This is a genomic window from Chlorogloeopsis sp. ULAP01, assembly GCF_030381805.1.
Lineage (GTDB): Bacteria > Cyanobacteriota > Cyanobacteriia > Cyanobacteriales > Nostocaceae > Chlorogloeopsis.
Genome location: NZ_JAUDRH010000007.1, coordinates 370,705 through 388,771 on the forward strand (window position 1 = coordinate 370,705; position 18,067 = coordinate 388,771).

Genomic DNA, 18,067 nt, shown 5'->3' on the forward strand with positions numbered 1-18,067 from the left:
TAACAATGATTAAAATCATTGATTGATGCGAGTATGTCATTTTCAAAAAAATATTCTTGCTCCCTCTCCTTAGTAAGGAGAGGGTTGGGGTGAGGTTCTACGACCTACGAATCATTATGGTATTAACAAAAAAGCTCAAAACTTGGAAATTATTATGGCAACTGATTTGCTATAAACCGAAACTATACCTAATTGATAATTGTCTATGGATTTTCATCATGGGGTTGCCTGCCCTTCCAGGGTTAATTATCCGAGAGTTTTTCAATAGCCTCACAGATAAGGCACAATTCGGATTATCACCTCTGGCTTTAATTGCATTATTACTTGCTCTAAATTTAGGCCATATCGTAGTTATATTTGTGGGACGTATTACCAAAACTCAGCATCGCTTCATTACAAAGTCATTACTACAACATAATTTGTTAGATCGTCTGTTCACAAATCCTATAGTCCAGCCAATGGTTGTTAATCAAGAAACTGAAACAACTGTGTCTCAGGGAGAAATAATTAGCTACTTTCGTGATGATACGCAACAAATAGAAGATTATCTGGCATGGATATCAGAAGTATTAGCGCAATCAATATTTGCTGTTTTTTCTTTAGTAATTTTATTAACTATCAATGTGCGAATGACACTTTTTGTTTTTTTGCCATTGGTGGGGATGATGGTGATTGTTCAACGAGCAGAAACTCGGATTAAAAAGTATCGCCAAGCTAGTCGTCAAGCTACCGAAAAAGTGACGGGGATTTTAGGAGAAATCTTTAGTTCAGTACAAGCAATTAAGGTAGCTGGAGCAGAAAATAATGTGTTGAATTATTTCCGCAATCTCAATGACCAACGCCGCCAAAAGATGATTCAGGATAGCTTATTTAACGCTATTCTCAATTCTTCCTTTCAAAATATGGTGAGTCTGGGAATAGGGATAACTCTGTTGCTTGCTTCTCAATTAATGCAGAGTGATGTTGGTAAGTTGACAGTGGGGGACTTTGCTTTATTCGTGTATAACCTTTCTTTTGTCACTGACTTTTTTAATTTTTTCGGTGGCTTCGTAGCTTTTTATAAGCATACAGAAGTTTCTTTTGAACGGATGGCTGCTTTACTATCTGGTGTATCGCCAGATACTATAGTAGCTCCCAATCAACTTTATCTCAAAGACCTGAATGGTAGCCAGAAACCTTTGCCAGCATTAGAACAACCATTGAAAAATCAGAAGGATAGTCTACAATTATTGCAAGTTTCTCATTTAACTTACCATTATCCTGGTAATTGTCAGGGAATCACAGATATCAGTTTCGAACTTCAGCGCGGTAGTTTGACTGTAATTACTGGTCAGATTGGTTCTGGCAAGACTACATTGCTGCGAGTATTATTAGGATTACTACCCAAGCAAAGCGGGGAAATTTACTGGAATAGGAAGATGGTTGAAGATCCTGCTAATTTCTTTGTTCCGCCTCGCAGTGCTTATACTCCTCAAATTCCGCAACTTTTTAGCTATACTCTGCGAGACAATATTTTACTTGGCTTGGCTAAAGATGAGCATGATATCGTCACAGCTTTAAACATGGCTGTGTTTGAGCAAGATTTAGCAACTATGAATGAAAGTCTAGAAACTTTAGTTGGTTCCAAGGGTGTGCGACTTTCTGGTGGACAAATCCAGCGTGTAGCAGCAGCGCGGATGTTTATCCGTCAACCAGAATTACTTGTGTTTGATGACCTTTCCAGTGCTTTGGATGTGGAGACAGAATTGGCATTATGGTCGCGGATATTTGTTAACAGCACACAACCACAGCAAGATCCTTGGACACCAACTTGTCTTGTGGTTTCTCATCGCCCTTCAGTATTGCGTCGCGCTGACCAAGTGATTGTATTGAAAGCAGGTAGAGTGGAAATGCAAGGGAAGTTTAATGAGATTTTTAGTCATGAGCAAGCTAATTAATTTCGGTTCGGTGTTTACAATATTTTCCCTTCTCAAACAAGACTGCTATATTAGTTGCTTCTACCACTAAAAATATGATTGCAACAATCAACAAAACTAAACAAAACACACTTTTAGAAAATCAAAATATTTATAAAAAACTCCAAATTAACCACACCCGCAACAAACAGCAAGATCATACTAAATTGCTAGATGAAGCTGCTGCGAGTTTTCGTTATGAAGATTGCAAGGATGAATATTGGAACCCGGAGGAATTCTCGCTACTTTATGCCACTCCTCTGTGGGAACAAGCTAGTCCAACTCAAAGAATTATCCTAAACCAGCTTTACTGGGTAGCTTATTATTCACAGATTATCTCTGCTGAAATTGCCACGATCTACTTTAATCAAACTAGCGCTGCTGGGCTTTATGCCCAAGAAGATTTCCGCTTGGTATGCGATACGCTCGATTTAGAATCCTCCCAAGAACGCGCTCATATCAACGCTTTTCGGACAGTCGCCAATCAGGTAGAAATGGCTTTGTTTGGTAAACGTGTCTTTCACTACACGATGCGCAGCCCATTTACTGAAACAATGGTATTTGCCGATACTAATACTTGGAGGCGTCGCTGGAAAAAACTGCAATTGCAAGCCTTCGGACTTTTATCATCTGATAACACCTTTTTAGCTTGCCAATACTTCACTGTACGAGGAGTACGGACACTCAACGGGAAATTAGTACAGCACAAACTCAGCAACTACTATCAAAAGCATCCCAACCAGGAAACTGCTCCGATTCCTGCCAAGATTTCCTACTATCATTTCATGGATGAAAGCTTTCATTTCAATAGTTCGACGATTATCTCCCACGATGTGATTCACTGCTTAAAGCCACCGACAGCATTTGAGAAATTAGTAGCGAACCTGGGTATACGCGGTTGTCAACAAGACCATTATCACTTTTCTGTGGCTATTAACGGGATTTTTTGGTATGACCCTGCACTATATTCAGCAGTTTATCAGGTTTTGCGATCGCCTGTTTTTGATATGAGCGATGCTGAAGCCAAAGACATGATGCGCGAGTGCTTTACACAAGAAACTGAAGGGCTGCACCGTAGCTACAAAACCCACACTGAAGCAAGGGAATCTTATAAAGTCTACCTTGAGAAGCTTGACTATCTTTGGGAAAATAACCGACAAATGTCTATCATGGCAGCTAATTCTATTCCCAAATATCTGGGAATTCAAAAGCAGGCTTTTGCTAATTTTTTACGTTTTTAACCCTAAACCTGAAGAATAAGTCGGGGGCATAATGAACACAAAAATAAAAATCGCTTTTAGCTGTTATTTAGTAGCTATTCTTAGTATTGCTTGTATTGCCCTAACTTACCTATTTACACCTCAGTTATTACCTTATCAAGAACAAGCAGTTGGTGTAAATTGGTCAGAAATTGAACATGGTTTTCAAATGCAATTTTTATCTTTGATGAAAGTATCCGGTGGAGGATATTTATCTGTTGCTGCTGCCTTGGCAGTATTATTATTTATCCCCTTTAAAAAGGGAGAAAATTGGGCGCGTTTGGCTATTCCGGCAATTGGTATACCTGCAATTACATTAGTGAATTATGCAGGTTTAATTATAATTTGGAATACACCGGGACGACCACCCGTTTTTTTAGGGCTAGTAATTGACTTTTTTTTCATTGCAGGCTTAATCTTGTCATCTGGCATGAATACAGTGACAGCAGTTAAACTTTCTGAACAAGTTGAAACACAGTTGTAAAATTTTGTCGGGGCTAGGGCAAAATGAACCAGTTTCAAAATCAAAATACACAACCCCTATCAAAGATGAAAATCTTCAACAATTGGGATGTTGTTGCTAAAGGCTGGTACATTGCTTGTCCTAGTCGAGAATTGCCAATAGGTAAGGTAAAATCTGTAGATATCTATGAGCAAAGAATTGTTATCTTTCGTGGAGAAGACGGCAAAGTTAGAGCTTTGGATGCCTATTGTCCGCATTTAGGAACTGATTTGGGAATTGGACGAGTTGAGGGTAATTTTATTCGCTGCTTTTTCCATCATTGGGCATTTGATGGCGAGGGGAAATGCCAGCATATTCCTTGTCAATCAGATATTCCCGAAAAAGCTAAAATCCAAGCTTATGCCACTGAGGAAAAATATGATTTTATTTGGATTTACCCAGATAATAATCCTCCTCATGGTATTGCTGAATTTGATGAACTAAAAGGTAAATTACTTTTGACAATTCACGACAAAGCCTTTGAAAGGAATTGTCATCACCATATTTGCATGATGAATGGTATCGATACTCAACATCTACAAACAGTACATAAATTAAATATCAAAATGGATTTATTTTTACAACAAAATGAATCTAATCAAATTATTGATTTTACCCTCAGAGGGCAATTTCCTAATACTACACCTAGAGAAAGACTAGGACGGAAAATTCTTGGAAATACTTACGAATACACGATGAGATATGCCGATGGTTGTATTGGGCTTTTAACTATCATGAAAAATGTGCGGTTAATGCCACCATTACACATAATTTACGCTTACACTCCTATCAAAGATGGTAAAACTCGAATTCAACCTATTTATATGACTGAAAAAAGAACAGGTATTTTGGGTTGGATTGTTAGTCGAATATTGCTCTTGTTCACCAAACTAGCTTATTATTTTTTGCGTGATGAAGATGGCATAATTTATGATAATATTCGCTATAATCCCAATGTGATTATTAGCATCGACCAACCATTGATTAAATATATGAATTATGTAAATAGTTTAGAAGCATCTATCTGGTCAAACAAATTTGATACTCAGAACCCTGACTTCTTTAAGAAGCCGGGGTTCTAAGAGGTTGTTTAAAAAGTAATTTGTTGTGATTTTCGGCACTTATGGATTCCCCCTAGCTTTCTTGTTAAGGGGGACTTTGATTCTAGTTCCCCCCTTTTTAAGGGGGATTTAGGGGGATCTAATTAAGGAGGATTTAGGAGGATCTAAAACTTTTTGCTACCAACAAGAGGACTTTGCAAACATCCTCTAAGCCTCCAAATTTATTAATTTATAATTTATGAATAAGCAATACTGTATTATTTCCTTTCCAGAGACAGATTATCAACCAATCATTTTAGAAAAACATCAGCAAATTTCTGAACATCTAACTATAGAAAATTCTCCAGTTTTATTTGGTTGTCGTACTGGAATTTGTGGTACCTGCCTTGTCATGATAGCTGGTGATATTCCACCGCCTAGTGAAGAAGAAAAAGAAATTTTAGATATATTCGCATCGACAAATAAACAAGCAAGGCTTGCCTGTCAAATAGAATTGACAAGCGACATCGAGATTAGGCATTGTGGGGAACAAAAGTGAAATTTGAGAATTTTTGGTACGTTGTTGCTTTGAGTAAACAGTTAAAATCAAATACAGTTTTGCAACGTACAGTTTTAGATGAGTGGTTAGTGATTTTTCGCGGGGATGATGGTAAACCTGTTGCATTACGCGATCGCTGCATCCACAGAAATAGTCGTCTTTCTCAAGGTAACGTCTGTCAAGGCAAAATCCAATGTCCTTACCACGGCTGGGTATACGACAAAACTGGCAAAGTGATAGCTGTACCCTGTGAAGGAGAAAATTTCCAAGTAACGGAAGCGCGCCGGGCTTTGCGATATGATACCAGAGAACAAGATGGATATATTTACGTACGTTTGGCACAAAACCCTACTGAGGAATTTGAACCTTTCCCCATGCCTTTCTATCAACAACCGGGATGGGAGACAGTGCGGGTAATTAATCGCTTCTGCAATAACGTTACCAACTGTGTCGAAAACTTCATTGATATTCCTCATACCGCCAGCGTTCATCCTGGAGTTTTTCGCACACCCCGCCAACAACAGTTAGAAATGACTGTAGAAAGACGCAGTGGTTGTGTAATTGCGCAATACCGTAACGAAACTAATAATCTTGGTTGGTTTACCCGCTTTCTCAACAATACAGGTTACAAGATTCGCCATACCGATAGCTTCCATATGCCGAATATCACTAGTGTTGAGTATGACATGAAACCACACAGACGGCTATTTATCACCAGCCAATCAGTTCCCGAAGCAGAAGACTCTACTTTGGTTTACACTGATGTCACTTTTAATTATGGTGTTTGGAACAAATTTGCAAAACTCTTTGTCCATTGGACTGCTCAATATATTATTCATCAAGATGTGAAAGCTTTAGGTATTCAATGGGAGGCGATCAACAAGTACGGCAGACAGTTTTCTAACACCCCTGCTGATACCATTCACGTTTTTGTTGAATCTATCCGCAACAAAATTGCTGCTGGAGAAGATCCAAGAACCCTACCAGATAAGTCTGTAGATGTGAAATTTTGGGTATAGCAGACGAACCAAAATCTTTCTTAAACTTCAGAAAAAGAAGTGGCAGAGCCACTTCTAAGTAATTCCCAGGTAGAACCTGAAAGATAGTATAACGGGCATAAAATATTCAAATAGTATAAAGTAACACTTATTAACTTATATGTTAGTTTTTACTGTCTTCGTAATTTTGTTGACGCTGACTGTAGCGAATGATAAAAGACTCACTATTTTTTTAATCAAGAATCGTGAAGATTGGATTTTAGATATTGTTGGTTTGTGGTTTCAAGGAATAATTATTCCTGTTTTTCAAATTACTTTAGTTTATCAATTATATAAATTTTTACTACCAAATTTTCAGGATATATTAAAACCGCATTTTCTTGTTGGGTTTGTGATCAGCTTTGTTTGTGTAGATTATCTATATTACTGGAATCACCGCCTATTTCATAGCAAGTGGTTATGGTCTATTCATCAAGTTCATCATACAATAACCTCAATGGATGTTTTGGGAACTTCTCGCAATACTTTGTGGACGAGTTTTTTTATTATTTACTTATGGATTCACTCACTATTTATTTATTTATTGCAAGATCCTAGCTGGTATATTTTGGGTATAAGTTTGACTTCAGCTTTGGATTTATGGCGTCATAGCAAATTTTCACCACAACCACAATCATTTTTGTATCAATGGTTATCGCCCTGGCTAATTTTGCCTTCAGATCATGCTTGGCATCATGGTAGTGAGAGTGTTCATGTTAACTATGGGGCAAACTTGAAAATTTGGGACAGATTACATGGGACTTATCATACATCTGAACAAGCACCATGTTCTTTAGGTATTCAATCTAATTTTTCCTTAATTCAGAAATTATTGAGTCCGTTTTAATCCTAAATCTGAAGTATTCATATTTAAAAAATCAGGAGATTAAAAATGCTAATTACCAACCAAAATAAGACAAGGTAAACATCAAAATTATGACTATATTAAGTACTTTACTCTCTTTTTTCCCTGCCTTAGTTATATTAATGGTATTCACATCTTTTATCTTTATTTGCATTCAACCAAGTATTTTGTGTGTTGCCGCTTTCCTTTTTTCTTTATATATCTTTCCTTTATTAATATATAAATTACATGAGAAATTTTACCCTCTCCAAGAAGGAATCAGCTACTTAGTTGGTAAGAACTACTCTCCTTGGTGGGGTAGTCATCAAATACAAGTTATATATATTACCTTTCCAGCATTAGAAGCAGGATTGCGCCTCATCCCTGGAGCATTTTCTTTATGGCTAAGGTTGTGGGGAGCAAAAGTTGGTAAAGGCGTTTATTGGACACCACATTTAGAAATAAGCGATCGCGCTTTATTAGAAATAGGTAATAATGTAGTTTTTGGCCATAAAATTGGGATTTGTTCTCATATCATTAAACCTAAAAAACAAGACTTGATGTTATATGTTAAAAGGGTAAAAATTGGTAGTAATGTCTTCTTAGGGGCAGGTTCCTATATTGGCCCTGGTGTGCAAATTGCGGATGGAACTTTTATAGGGGTTGGCAGTCATATATATCCAAATCAAGTAGTGAAAAATTTTTCATCTAAAGCAGAAAATACACAAAGCATTTATTAGTAATTCTCGTGTCTATAAATTACCAATGACAAGAAGCGACTAAATTAGCAACAATTTCGACAAGTTCTTCTGGAGCAACTGGTTTAGAGACATGAGTTTGAAAACCAGCTTCTAAGGCACGCACACAACTATCACTATCACCATAGGCTGTTAAGGCAATAGCTGGAACTCGCCCACCAATATCAGGCTTGAGAGCACGTATTTTGCGGATTAAAGCGTAGCCATCTTCACCAGGCATACCTATATCACTAATTAGGACATCGGGTTGCAATTGAGGTAACACTTCTAGTGCTGGGGCTGCACATGGAACTGCTGTAACAATCGCTCCATCTGCTTCTAGCACGGTAGTGACGAAAAAGCGAGTATCATCATCATCCTCAACTACCAAAATATTCAAACCAGCAAGAGGCAAAGGAGGTTGCATAACAGATAAATTTTTATTCAAAATTTAAAATTCAAAATTTAAATTAAAGAGCTATTACTCAGGAGCAACTTACGAACTTTAAATCAAGGTAACTATGTGCTGGAAGATGAGACTCGGATCGACAAACTACCGATAGATTATCTTTGAAAAACTTATCAGTATTATTATATTAACGTATAGTTCTAATCTCAATCAATTGGCATATTGCTGCACTTAGGTTAACACGTACCCAACAAGTGAAGTTTATGGCTCAATATGGTTTAATTCAGAAAAGCTGTGTTGGCTCATGAACTGAAAATTCTTTCAGCGTTTGCTTGATTCACATCTTACACCAGTTCCGACAGTCTGGAGGCGGCAGCCCACAAACTCTCGTTACCAGGTTCAACCTGGTAACGAGAACTGGAGCAATCTGGCTCTTTCAATCAAATGATGCAAGATATCAGTTGACCTGTGGATTGTCTAGGTTTAATATCATTATGTATAGGTTTATTGAAAGTCAAAAAACTATGTTCGCCAAGCAGCTATCTCTACAACTACTTTCCAGCCTTTTATTAAGGCTGGGGCTGCTACTGCGCCTTGGGCGCAAATAGATTTTAGATACACTAAATGGATTTGTACTGAGTTAAATAAGCTTCTGAATCCTGAAAGCAGTTTAGCTTTGTCTAATGATGCAGATAGTTCTTATACCATTTCACTTTTTGAGTGATTCATATTCAACCCCTCCCAACCTCCCCTTAATAAGGGGAGGTGCCGTAGGCGGTGGGGTACATCCATATCAGCCTTTTCGTGAAATAGTATTAGTCACTAAATCTAGGCTGTTTCATTGGCGACGCAAACAGCTCGAAAATTAATTTCCGGGCTAATAGCCCAAGCCCGTTAAAACGGGCTTCATCGCTACCCTCGTTACCCTCGTTACCAGGTTCAACCTGGTAACGAGAAAAACGGAATTTATAGCTTGTTAATAGTCGGTTTTAACCGAATATATTAAGCCAGGAATTTTAACTACTGGCAGGTTATTGAAACACTAACTTGGAGGTTCTTATGCAACTACATCTAGCACTTGAGGCGTTACTACGACTTTTTGTGGGTTGTCAGGCTTGGAGAATTTGGCAACCTGGCAGCCCAATCCCTGTAATACTTTTCGCCACTACGCCTTATAAACATCAGCAACAAAGGAAGAGACGAGCGTGTTGAAGAATCCTGCTAAAAAATATCGCCAGTTTGCACCCATTAATTTAACTCATCGCACTTGGCCAAATCAAACAATTATTCATCCGCCCATTTGGTTGAGTACCGATTTACGAGATGGCAACCAGGCGTTGATTGAACCGATGAATGTTCAACGCAAGTTAAATTTGTTCAATCTGTTGATAAATATTGGTTTCAAAGAAATTGAAGTCGCTTTTCCATCCGCTTCACAAACTGACTTCGATTTTGTTCGACACTTGATTGAGCAGCAATTAATTCCTGATGATGTCACTATTCAAGTTTTGACACAAGCAAGAGAAGATTTGATTCGCCGCACCTTTGCAGCTTTACAAGGAGCAAAGCGAGCGATCGTGCATTTGTATAATGCAACTTCTCCTGTATTTCGTCGCACGGTTTTTGGTTTGGATCGCCAAGGAACAATTAATCTGGCAGTCTCGGCAGCGAAACTTTTGACTGAGTTGGCAAAAGAGCAACCAGACACGCAATGGCAATTTCAATATTCGCCCGAAACTTTTACAGCGACGGAACTTGATTTTGCGAAAGAAATCTGCGATGCAGTTTTGGATGTTTGGCAACCTACGCCCCAATACAAAGCCATTATCAATTTGCCTGCAACTGTAGAGGTAGCAACACCTAATATATTTGCCGATCAAGTAGAGTGGATGCACCACAATTTAGCAAGACGAGATAGCGTAATTCTCAGCGTGCATCCGCATAATGATCGCGGTTGTGGAGTAGCCGCAGCAGAATTTGCCCAAATGGCAGGAGCAGACAGGGTTGAGGGCTGTTTGTTTGGTAATGGTGAGCGTACTGGTAATGTTGATTTAGTGACGCTGGCTTTAAACCTCTACACCCAAGGTATCCATCCCGGCTTGGATTTTTCTGACATTAACGAAGTAGCAAGAATAATTGAAGATTGTACGCAACTACCTATTCATCCCCGCCATCCCTACGTCGGCGATTTAGTATTCACTGCTTTTTCGGGATCTCATCAGGATGCAATCAAAAAAGGCTTTGCCGTGCAAAAACCAGATGCAATTTGGGAAGTTCCATACCTGCCACTAGATCCCGCAGATGTTGGGCGTAATTATGAATCTGTGGTGCGCGTGAACAGTCAGTCAGGGAAAGGAGGAATTGCCTTCTTGTTGGAACGAGACTACGATTTGGTGTTGCCCCGACGCTTGCAGATTGAGTTGAGCAAAATTGTACAAAGGGTAATGGATGCCACTGGTAAAGAATTGTCTTCCCAGGATCTTTGGCTGTTGTTTGAACAAGAGTATTTACAGATTTCTACACCACTGAAGTACATAACTCACCAGCTAATTGAAACTGAATACGCCAGTGGTTTTTACAACCTGACGGCAAGATTGCAACTGCATGAGAAAATTATCGCAGTTTGTGGCACAGGTAACGGGCCGATTGATGCTTTTGTCAATGCTCTTGGTTTAGGTGTGCGAATCCACCATTATGAAGAGCGATCGCGTAATTCTGGCAGCAGTGCCGATGCGATCGCCTACATTGAGATTGCAGGTGATTTGATTCCAGGCTCGTTATATGGAGTCGGCATTCACCCCAACATTGTCACAGCCTCGTTGCTGGCGATTTTGAGTGCAGTTAATCGAGCTTGGCAGTGTATGGATGCAGAGGCTCAAGTAGAACTATTCTCGCAGTTGCAGGCAAACTGATTCGGAAATAGCTGCACAAGAAAATGTATTCATCACTGAAGCCCATTTGTATGGGCTTTATTTATTAACCTCAGTTGAACATTAAAACTTTTTCTTTCCCTTCTGCCCCCTGACTTGAAAGAGCAGGGGGAGCTGGGGAAGCTGGGGGAGAGAAACACTTTCATGCAAGGCTTGTGAAACTTGTTTCATTGGGATTGCCCTCTACCCTCTGCCCTCTGCCTTAAATGTAATTAAATTTACCTTATATTTGTACCATTTACTACTTTTACAAAACTTCATCTGTGAATAGTAAACAGAACCATCTGACGATTTTGGTAAAAATTTGTTAACAATGATGAAAGCTCTCTCAACACAAGGAAACAAATCTTATGGTGAACGAAGTTGAAAATCAACCACCCCATCAAGTAGTCATTGTCGGCGGTGGCTTTGGTGGACTTTATACCGCGAAAGCACTGAATAGCGATAATATAAATGTAACTCTTATAGATAAACGTAACTTTCATTTATTTCAACCGCTTTTGTACCAAGTTGCGACAGGTACGCTATCCCCTGCTGATATTTCTTCACCGTTGCGTTCAGTACTTAGTAAAAGTAAGAATACAAAAGTCTTGTTGGGAGAAGTTTATGACATCGATCCCCAAGCCCAAAAAGTCTTTATGGGTAGCGAAACAATACCCTACGATACTTTAATTATCGCGACAGGCGCCAAGCATTCCTATTTTGGGAAAGACGATTGGGAAACATTTGCTCCTGGTTTGAAAACCGTTGAAGATGCAATAGAAATGCGTCGCCGCATCTTTATGGCGTTTGAAGCCGCAGAAAAGGAAACTGATCCCCAACTGCGTCGAGCTTGGTTAACTTTTGTAGTTGTAGGTGGTGGCCCTACTGGTGTGGAATTAGCAGGTGCGATCGCAGAATTAGCGTATCACACTATGAAAGAAGATTTCCGCAATATTGATACAACAGAAGCACAAGTTTTGCTTTTGGAAGGTTTGGATCGGCTTCTGCCTCCTTTTGCACCGGAGTTATCAGCACAAGCAGAAGCATCCCTGCAAAATTTGGGTGTGACAGTACAGACAAAAACATTAGTAACGAATATTGAAGATGATATTGTTACGATCAAACAAGATGATGAAATAACGCAGATTCACGCGAAGACGGTATTGTGGGCAGCAGGTGTGAAAGCTTCACCTTTGGGGAAAGTATTAGCCCAAAGAATAAATGTAGAGTGCGATCGCGCCGGGCGAGTTATTGTTGAACCTGATTTAAGTGTTAAAGATTATCCGAATATTTTTGTTATAGGTGACTTAGCACATTTTGCTCATCAAAATGGTAAACCATTACCTGGAGTTGCACCAGTGGCGATGCAACAGGGAGAATACGTTGCCTCTCTAGTTAAACAACGGCTCCAAGGTAAAACAGTGCCAAGATTTTATTATGTTGATCGAGGTAGTTTAGCTGTTATTGGGCAAAACTCTGCCGTAGTTGACTTGGGTTTTATGAAGTTGACAGGTTTTGTGGCGTGGCTAGTTTGGTTACTGATTCACATTTACTTCTTAATTGAATTTGATAACAAGTTAGTAGTGATGATTCAGTGGGGTTGGAATTATTTCACTCGCAAACGTGGTGCTAGGTTGATTACAGGTAAAGAAGCGATCGGGTATTACGCAGCAAATAAAAATAAACAAATGATGAATGTATAGGGGATAGTGGTTGATAATCAACCTGGATCGGGGTTTGATGAATCCATCTGCCCTTAATCACTTTTTAAATTGGTATGAATTATTCGTTTGGACGAACAACCTGAGCGATCGCCTTCACTAATACTTCTGGATCGACTGGTTTGGGAATGTGTAACCTAAATCCAGCTGCAAGTATCTGCTGTTGATCGCTTTCTCCTGCATAGGCTGTCAGGGCAATTGCTGGAATTTGCGCTCCCTGTGAAGGCATAGCTCTAATTTGGCGTAGCAATGTATAGCCATCCATTTGCGGCATACCAATATCACTCAGCAAAATATCGGGCTGGGTTTGATTCAGGATTTGCAGTGCCTCTGGTGCTGAAGCAGCACAGATGACTGTAGCACCAGCTTGTTTGAGAACAAAGGCGATTAATTCCAGATTGTCTGCTTCGTCATCGACTGCTAGAACTTGAATTCCTTGTAAGCTAAGGGAGCCTGATGTTAATGCTACTTCCTCAGCTATTGGAGTTGGTGTTAGCATCAAAGGCAAACTAACAGTGAACGTTGCTCCTTGTCCCATTCCTGAGCTGGCTGCGGTGATGGTACCCCCATGCAATTCTACAATATGACGGGCGATCGCCAGCCCTAATCCTAAACCGCCAAAAGTGCGAGTGATACTGCTATCACTTTGGCGAAAATAATCGAAGACGTAAGGCAAGAATTCAGGATTAATACCTCTGCCGGTGTCTTGCACTTGAACTTGCGCTTGCGAACCAGATCTATTTAATCGAATTTCAACTCGACCACCTGTAGGTGTAAACTTGACTGCATTTGAGAGCAAATTCCAGAAGACTTGCTGCAAACGCCCGGCATCGCCTAAAACATTGCCCGCATCTGCGGCAAAGTTAGTTTCAATGTGAATTGTTTTGGCTTCGGCTGCCAAATGTACTGTCTCAATCGCGGCATTGATTGTTGATACCAGATCCACCTGACAAGAATTTAAAATTAACTTGCCTTGCAGGATACGGGAGATATCGAGCAAATCTTCAATCAGTTGGACTTGTAACTTGGCGTTACGCTCGATTGTCTCTAAGGCTAATGCTGTTTTGCTGGCATCAATTTTGCCCCTGCGTAGTAATTTTGTCCAACCCAAAATGGGGTTGAGGGGAGTTCGCAATTCGTGGGAGAGAACAGCGAGAAATTCATCTTTGGTACGATTTGCAGCTTCAGCTTCGGCTCTAGCTCGTTGTTGGGCTTCGTATAGTCGAGCATTAGCGATCGCCATTGCCGCCCGATCTGCCAAGTCTTGCATTAAAGTTTGGTCATCATGATTGTGGGGTTGTCCTGGATAGTGGCGGCTTAGGCTTAATATTCCGATTGCTTGTCCTTGCACCTTCAGTGGTACAAGTAATATACTGCAAACTCTAAAACGCTCAAACTCAACTTGGTAATCTGGTTTGATTGCGGCACTCAACTCTTGTGGGGATGCTGCTGTTAATAGTATTGCTTCTCCCGTTTGCATAACTTGTCCCCCCATACCTTGATCTGCACGGCGAGGATAATTTTTTAGCAGTTCGCCAAAGAGTTCTCGGACTTGCGAATCAATATGGTAAAAAGAGACAGGATTAAGCCATTGCCCATCTTCTGAAACTAAACTTAAAGTACAAACATCGCCTGTAAATTCACTGACTAGTCGAGTGATAGTATCTAAAATGGTTTGTAAATCTAAGCTTGCTGCGACAAAGGTTTGCGATGCTTGAGCTAGAAAACGTTGAGTTTGCTCAATGTGTTTTTGATCGTTAATATCCGTTGCCGTTCCCAACCAACCAATAAAATTGCCATCCTCAGATTTGATGGTGACAATTCTCACTAAATGCCATCGGTAAACACCATCCACTCGTCTCAACCGAAGTTCGATAGAGTGGGGCTTGCCAGTTTTGAATGCTTGCATCGATTGAGTCACAGCTAAAGAGCGATCCTCAACATGAATAGCCTGGAGCCATCCCAATCCTTGAGTTTGAGTTAGTTCTAGCCCTGTGTATTCAATCCAACTTTGGTTGCAGTAATCTGCCTTTCCATCAATACGTGCTGTACACACGAGTTGCGGCAAGGATTCTGCCAATGAGCGATAGCGTTCTTGAGTTAGATGTAGGGCAACCTCTGCTTGCTTGCGAGCGGTGATATCTACCGATACTCCTACTATGCGTACTGCTTGTCCATCGGCATTGAGATAAACTCGTCCTAAATCGTGGAACCATCGTACAGCCCCATCTGGACTAATGACTCGGTATTCCTGGGTAAAAGATTCTTCCCCAGAGAGCGCACGTTCATAGGCTTCGATCACACTTTGCTTATCCTCTGGGTGGAGAATAGCCAAAAGCTCCTCTGTTGTAGCCTCTTGCAACCCCCAAGCATCAAGAGCATTAGGAGAACACATGACGTAATTTGTTTGTAAATCCACATCCCAGGCAATGATTTGGGCAGAAGACAAAGCAAGTTGCAGTCGTTCCTCAACCTGTCGTAGGGCTGCTTCTGCTCGCTTGCGCTCAGTAATATCATGGGAGATGCCTATGATTTGAGAAGGTAAGCCATCATCAGTACGAGTAAAAACTAAATCCCGGCTCAAAAGCCAATGCCATTCACCACTGGCATGGCGCATCCGATACTCTAGCTCGATAATTTCTCCGTCTTGTGCTTGATTTAAACGTTCGATTTGAGCAGGAAGAATCGCAAAATCATCTGGATGCATTAATTGGGCAAATAACTCGCTGCCCATTGCTTGAACTTGTGTTGGAGTGTAACCTAATACTTCTGTAATCTGGCAATTTACGTAGACATTACGCTGCTCAATCAAGTCATAAACATACAAAAGCCCAGGTGTGGCATCAGCGACTTGTTGAATAAAGCGGTGGCTTTGTTGCAGTTGTGACTCCACCTGCTTGCGATCGCGAATATCCTGAAACACTATCACACCAGTTGTTGGACGATTGTGCATCGCGGGTAAAGTATCGCCATAAACCAGTAGCGAATAAACACCGTTTGGGGTATGCCAGTTCAACTCTGCTCCGTCAATCCTCTCACCTCGTGCCACCCGAATAGCCGGAAGTTGATCGGGCGGTATGAGTTGCCCTGTGGCATCAGTGCAGTAAAACTCTGCATCATACACCCCCGCAGAGCGATCGCTTGGCATCTCCCTGCCAGCCATTTGCTTTACCGCTTGGTTTGAGAAAGTAAATCGAGCCGTTTCTGGCTCAACAAATATTAGGGGAATTGGTAATAAATTGAGTACTGCTTCCAGCCATTGGCGTTGATTGTCTTGGGCTTCTTCAGCCCGCTTACGTTCAGTTATATCCCGAACAAACAGGGAAAGCCCATCAGTCGAAGGATAAGCATGAACTTCTCCCCAAATGTCAAAGGGAGCGTAATAGTCTTCAAAAACAAAAGCGGTTTGTTCATCCACCGCTTTTTTTAACATTTGCTCCATCTTGGTGCCGCATAAATCAGGAAACAATTCCCAAATGCATTGCCCGATTAGTTCTTCCTTGCTCTTTTTCAGCAGTCGAACAGCTTCCTGATTGACGTAGGTATAGCGCCATTCGCGATCAAATGCAATAAATGCATCGCTAATACTTTCAATAATGTCAACAACTTTGCGATCGCCCGGTGCTATTTGATTTTGATTTTGCTGCTGTAAAACCTCAATAGTTCGTTGTAATTGCTCGATTTGTGCTTGCAGAGTATCTCTTTGTGCAATTAATACCTCTAGATTATTCTCTAAATTGCGATCGCCTAATTGTAGCGTTTCTTCATCTTGTTCGTTTTCATCAAAATCATTGCCACAATCAGATTGCAAACTCCGAGCATAACGTTCCACCAATTCAGAACGAGAAATGCCATATTCGCATGCTTGCTGCTGAAGAACTTGCCAAGCCGTTGAAGTCAGCGATAAATTCACTGCCTGTTTTGGCTCAGAGTCCCAATTACGGATAAATTTACCCCTTCTGTCACGCTTCATTGAGCTATTGCCCGTATACCTATATGGATATGGCTAATCTCATTAAATCTGAACTACAATTCCTCCGACAATCTGCCATAGGTAGTGATAAACAAAGGCAGAGGGCAGAAGTCGGAAGGCGGTTGAAAAATATAAATTTTATTTTTCGATTATTTGTATCCTATTTGTCTTAAAAAATATTTGATTTTCTAGTATTTACCCCTAAATAGCCTTTGCACTTGACTTCTGATGAAAACACATCCAAATCAAATGCCAGTAAATACCTCATCTGAACAAGCATCTCAGTTATATGGAGTACTAAAACTACTTATAGCGCGATCGCAACGACAGAACTTTGTACTCAAATTTACTTTCATGACGCTACTTGGATGGGTTGTAGGTGGTGTTGCCAGTATCTTGATCGAAAAAACTCTCTTGCGATCGCTCCCATCAAATATTTTGCAAGTGCATTTTCTCAGTAGTACAGTTTTTGCGGTAATTTTTGCTGCTGCTCAAGCAATCGCCCTGCGCCACTATATATCTTTTTGGTTGTGGATATTTGCCACCAGCACGGGTTGGTTAGCTGCCAATAGCGTCTCTGGAGCATGGATTAACCACATTTCATCAATAGCCGCATCATTCAATAAAACTTTATCGTTTCAAGAGATAGTCTTTTTTGGATTTCTATCAACCATCTCATATATATTGTCGGGAATTTGGCTAGGCTTTTTGCAATGGCTAGTACTGCAAAGATATACGACGGGTGCTTGGTGGTGGAATTTTTTGCCCTCAATTTCTTATTGCTCAGTTAGTATCTTAGTTTGGTTATTTTCTCAAGTACAATTTCTGATTCCAGAACCAAACCGCCCTAAAATATTGTATTTATCTGGACAAGTCTTTACAGCAATTATTTTAGGAGTAATTCCGGCGATTGGATTTTGCAGGTTGAAAACCAAATTCCAGCGTAGTAAGTAGAAGGCAGATGGCAGAAGGGAGTTTCGGCTACTGTGTAACATAACCGCCCAGTGCAAAGATGGCTTCCGCCCTTTTTTTAGTCAAGAATACCAGCCTCTGATCGAGGAGGATATGATTTTTGAAACCATGTTGTGAATAATACACTAAGATATTTCTAGTCCAAGA

Annotated in this window: 13 protein-coding genes; 11 read left to right on the forward strand and 2 right to left on the reverse strand. The window is 40.3% G+C overall.

Annotation, left to right across the window (positions count from 1 at the left end; genetic code table 11):
• Nucleotides 1-116 precede the first annotated feature (116 nt).
• The 8 genes from QUB80_RS16470 to QUB80_RS16505 all read left to right on the forward strand — a co-directional run bounded on the left by QUB80_RS16470 (nt 117) and on the right by QUB80_RS16505 (nt 7,936).
• Entirely contained in the window at nt 117-1,937 is a 1,821-nt protein-coding gene (locus tag QUB80_RS16470) for an ATP-binding cassette domain-containing protein (RefSeq protein ID WP_289790590.1), read from the forward strand.
• Between the two features lie 74 nt (nt 1,938-2,011).
• On the forward strand, nt 2,012-3,196 hold the full coding sequence (locus tag QUB80_RS16475) for a P-aminobenzoate N-oxygenase AurF (protein ID WP_289790591.1): 1,185 nt from the start codon (nt 2,012-2,014) through the stop codon (nt 3,194-3,196).
• Between the two features lie 31 nt (nt 3,197-3,227).
• Entirely contained in the window at nt 3,228-3,698 is a 471-nt protein-coding gene (locus tag QUB80_RS16480) for a hypothetical protein (RefSeq protein WP_289790592.1), read from the forward strand.
• A 23-nt stretch (nt 3,699-3,721) separates the two neighbouring features.
• Entirely contained in the window at nt 3,722-4,798 is a 1,077-nt protein-coding gene (locus tag QUB80_RS16485; RefSeq protein WP_289790593.1) for a Rieske 2Fe-2S domain-containing protein, read from the forward strand.
• A 217-nt stretch (nt 4,799-5,015) separates the two neighbouring features.
• On the forward strand, nt 5,016-5,315 hold the full coding sequence (locus QUB80_RS16490; RefSeq protein WP_289790594.1) for a 2Fe-2S iron-sulfur cluster binding domain-containing protein: 300 nt from the start codon (nt 5,016-5,018) through the stop codon (nt 5,313-5,315).
• Complete coding sequence (locus QUB80_RS16495; RefSeq protein ID WP_289790595.1) at nt 5,312-6,334, forward strand: aromatic ring-hydroxylating dioxygenase subunit alpha; 1,023 nt, start codon at nt 5,312-5,314, stop codon at nt 6,332-6,334. Before QUB80_RS16490 ends, QUB80_RS16495 begins: the two co-directional genes overlap by 4 nt.
• A gap of 139 nt (nt 6,335-6,473) precedes the next feature.
• Nucleotides 6,474-7,199: a sterol desaturase family protein gene (locus QUB80_RS16500; protein WP_289790596.1), complete on the forward strand. Its 726-nt coding sequence runs from the start codon at nt 6,474-6,476 to the stop codon at nt 7,197-7,199.
• Between the two features lie 89 nt (nt 7,200-7,288).
• Nucleotides 7,289-7,936 (forward strand): acyl transferase, encoded by a 648-nt coding sequence (locus tag QUB80_RS16505; protein WP_289790597.1) that lies wholly within the window; start codon nt 7,289-7,291, stop codon nt 7,934-7,936.
• Between the two features lie 19 nt (nt 7,937-7,955).
• Here QUB80_RS16505 and QUB80_RS16510 read toward each other — a convergent pair whose 3' ends face one another.
• Nucleotides 7,956-8,360, reverse strand: a complete 405-nt coding sequence (locus QUB80_RS16510) for a response regulator (protein WP_289790667.1) — start codon at nt 8,358-8,360, stop codon at nt 7,956-7,958.
• Between the two features lie 1,187 nt (nt 8,361-9,547).
• Between QUB80_RS16510 and leuA the strand changes: the two genes are divergently transcribed.
• A complete protein-coding gene (gene leuA / locus QUB80_RS16515) occupies nt 9,548-11,254 on the forward strand; it encodes a 2-isopropylmalate synthase (RefSeq protein ID WP_289790598.1) in 1,707 nt (568 codons plus the stop codon).
• Between the two features lie 368 nt (nt 11,255-11,622).
• Nucleotides 11,623-12,957 carry an NAD(P)/FAD-dependent oxidoreductase gene (locus QUB80_RS16520; protein ID WP_289790599.1) on the forward strand — a complete coding sequence of 445 codons (1,335 nt, stop codon included), beginning with the start codon at nt 11,623-11,625 and terminating at the stop codon, nt 12,955-12,957.
• Between the two features lie 79 nt (nt 12,958-13,036).
• Here QUB80_RS16520 and QUB80_RS16525 read toward each other — a convergent pair whose 3' ends face one another.
• On the reverse strand, nt 13,037-16,948 hold the full coding sequence (locus tag QUB80_RS16525) for a PAS domain S-box protein (protein ID WP_289790600.1): 3,912 nt from the start codon (nt 16,946-16,948) through the stop codon (nt 13,037-13,039).
• 354 nt (nt 16,949-17,302) lie between these two features.
• Between QUB80_RS16525 and QUB80_RS16530 the strand changes: the two genes are divergently transcribed.
• Nucleotides 17,303-17,902: a hypothetical protein gene (locus QUB80_RS16530; RefSeq protein ID WP_289790668.1), complete on the forward strand. Its 600-nt coding sequence runs from the start codon at nt 17,303-17,305 to the stop codon at nt 17,900-17,902.
• Nucleotides 17,903-18,067: the final 165 nt, after the last annotated feature.

What these genes read in the sequence shown, in the direction of transcription:
- QUB80_RS16470 (WP_289790590.1), top strand. Translation starts at nt 117, where the DNA reads ATGGTATTAACAAAAAAGCTCAAAACTTGGAAATTATTATGGCAACTG.
- QUB80_RS16475 (WP_289790591.1), top strand. Translation starts at nt 2,012, where the DNA reads ATGATTGCAACAATCAACAAAACTAAACAAAACACACTTTTAGAAAAT.
- QUB80_RS16480 (WP_289790592.1), top strand. Translation starts at nt 3,228, where the DNA reads ATGAACACAAAAATAAAAATCGCTTTTAGCTGTTATTTAGTAGCTATT.
- QUB80_RS16485 (WP_289790593.1), top strand. Translation starts at nt 3,722, where the DNA reads ATGAACCAGTTTCAAAATCAAAATACACAACCCCTATCAAAGATGAAA.
- QUB80_RS16490 (WP_289790594.1), top strand. Translation starts at nt 5,016, where the DNA reads ATGAATAAGCAATACTGTATTATTTCCTTTCCAGAGACAGATTATCAA.
- QUB80_RS16500 (WP_289790596.1), top strand. Translation starts at nt 6,474, where the DNA reads ATGTTAGTTTTTACTGTCTTCGTAATTTTGTTGACGCTGACTGTAGCG.
- QUB80_RS16505 (WP_289790597.1), top strand. Translation starts at nt 7,289, where the DNA reads ATGACTATATTAAGTACTTTACTCTCTTTTTTCCCTGCCTTAGTTATA.
- QUB80_RS16510 (WP_289790667.1), bottom strand. Translation starts at nt 8,360, where the DNA reads ATGCAACCTCCTTTGCCTCTTGCTGGTTTGAATATTTTGGTAGTTGAG.
- QUB80_RS16520 (WP_289790599.1), top strand. Translation starts at nt 11,623, where the DNA reads ATGGTGAACGAAGTTGAAAATCAACCACCCCATCAAGTAGTCATTGTC.
- QUB80_RS16525 (WP_289790600.1), bottom strand. Translation starts at nt 16,948, where the DNA reads ATGAAGCGTGACAGAAGGGGTAAATTTATCCGTAATTGGGACTCTGAG.
- QUB80_RS16530 (WP_289790668.1), top strand. Translation starts at nt 17,303, where the DNA reads ATGACGCTACTTGGATGGGTTGTAGGTGGTGTTGCCAGTATCTTGATC.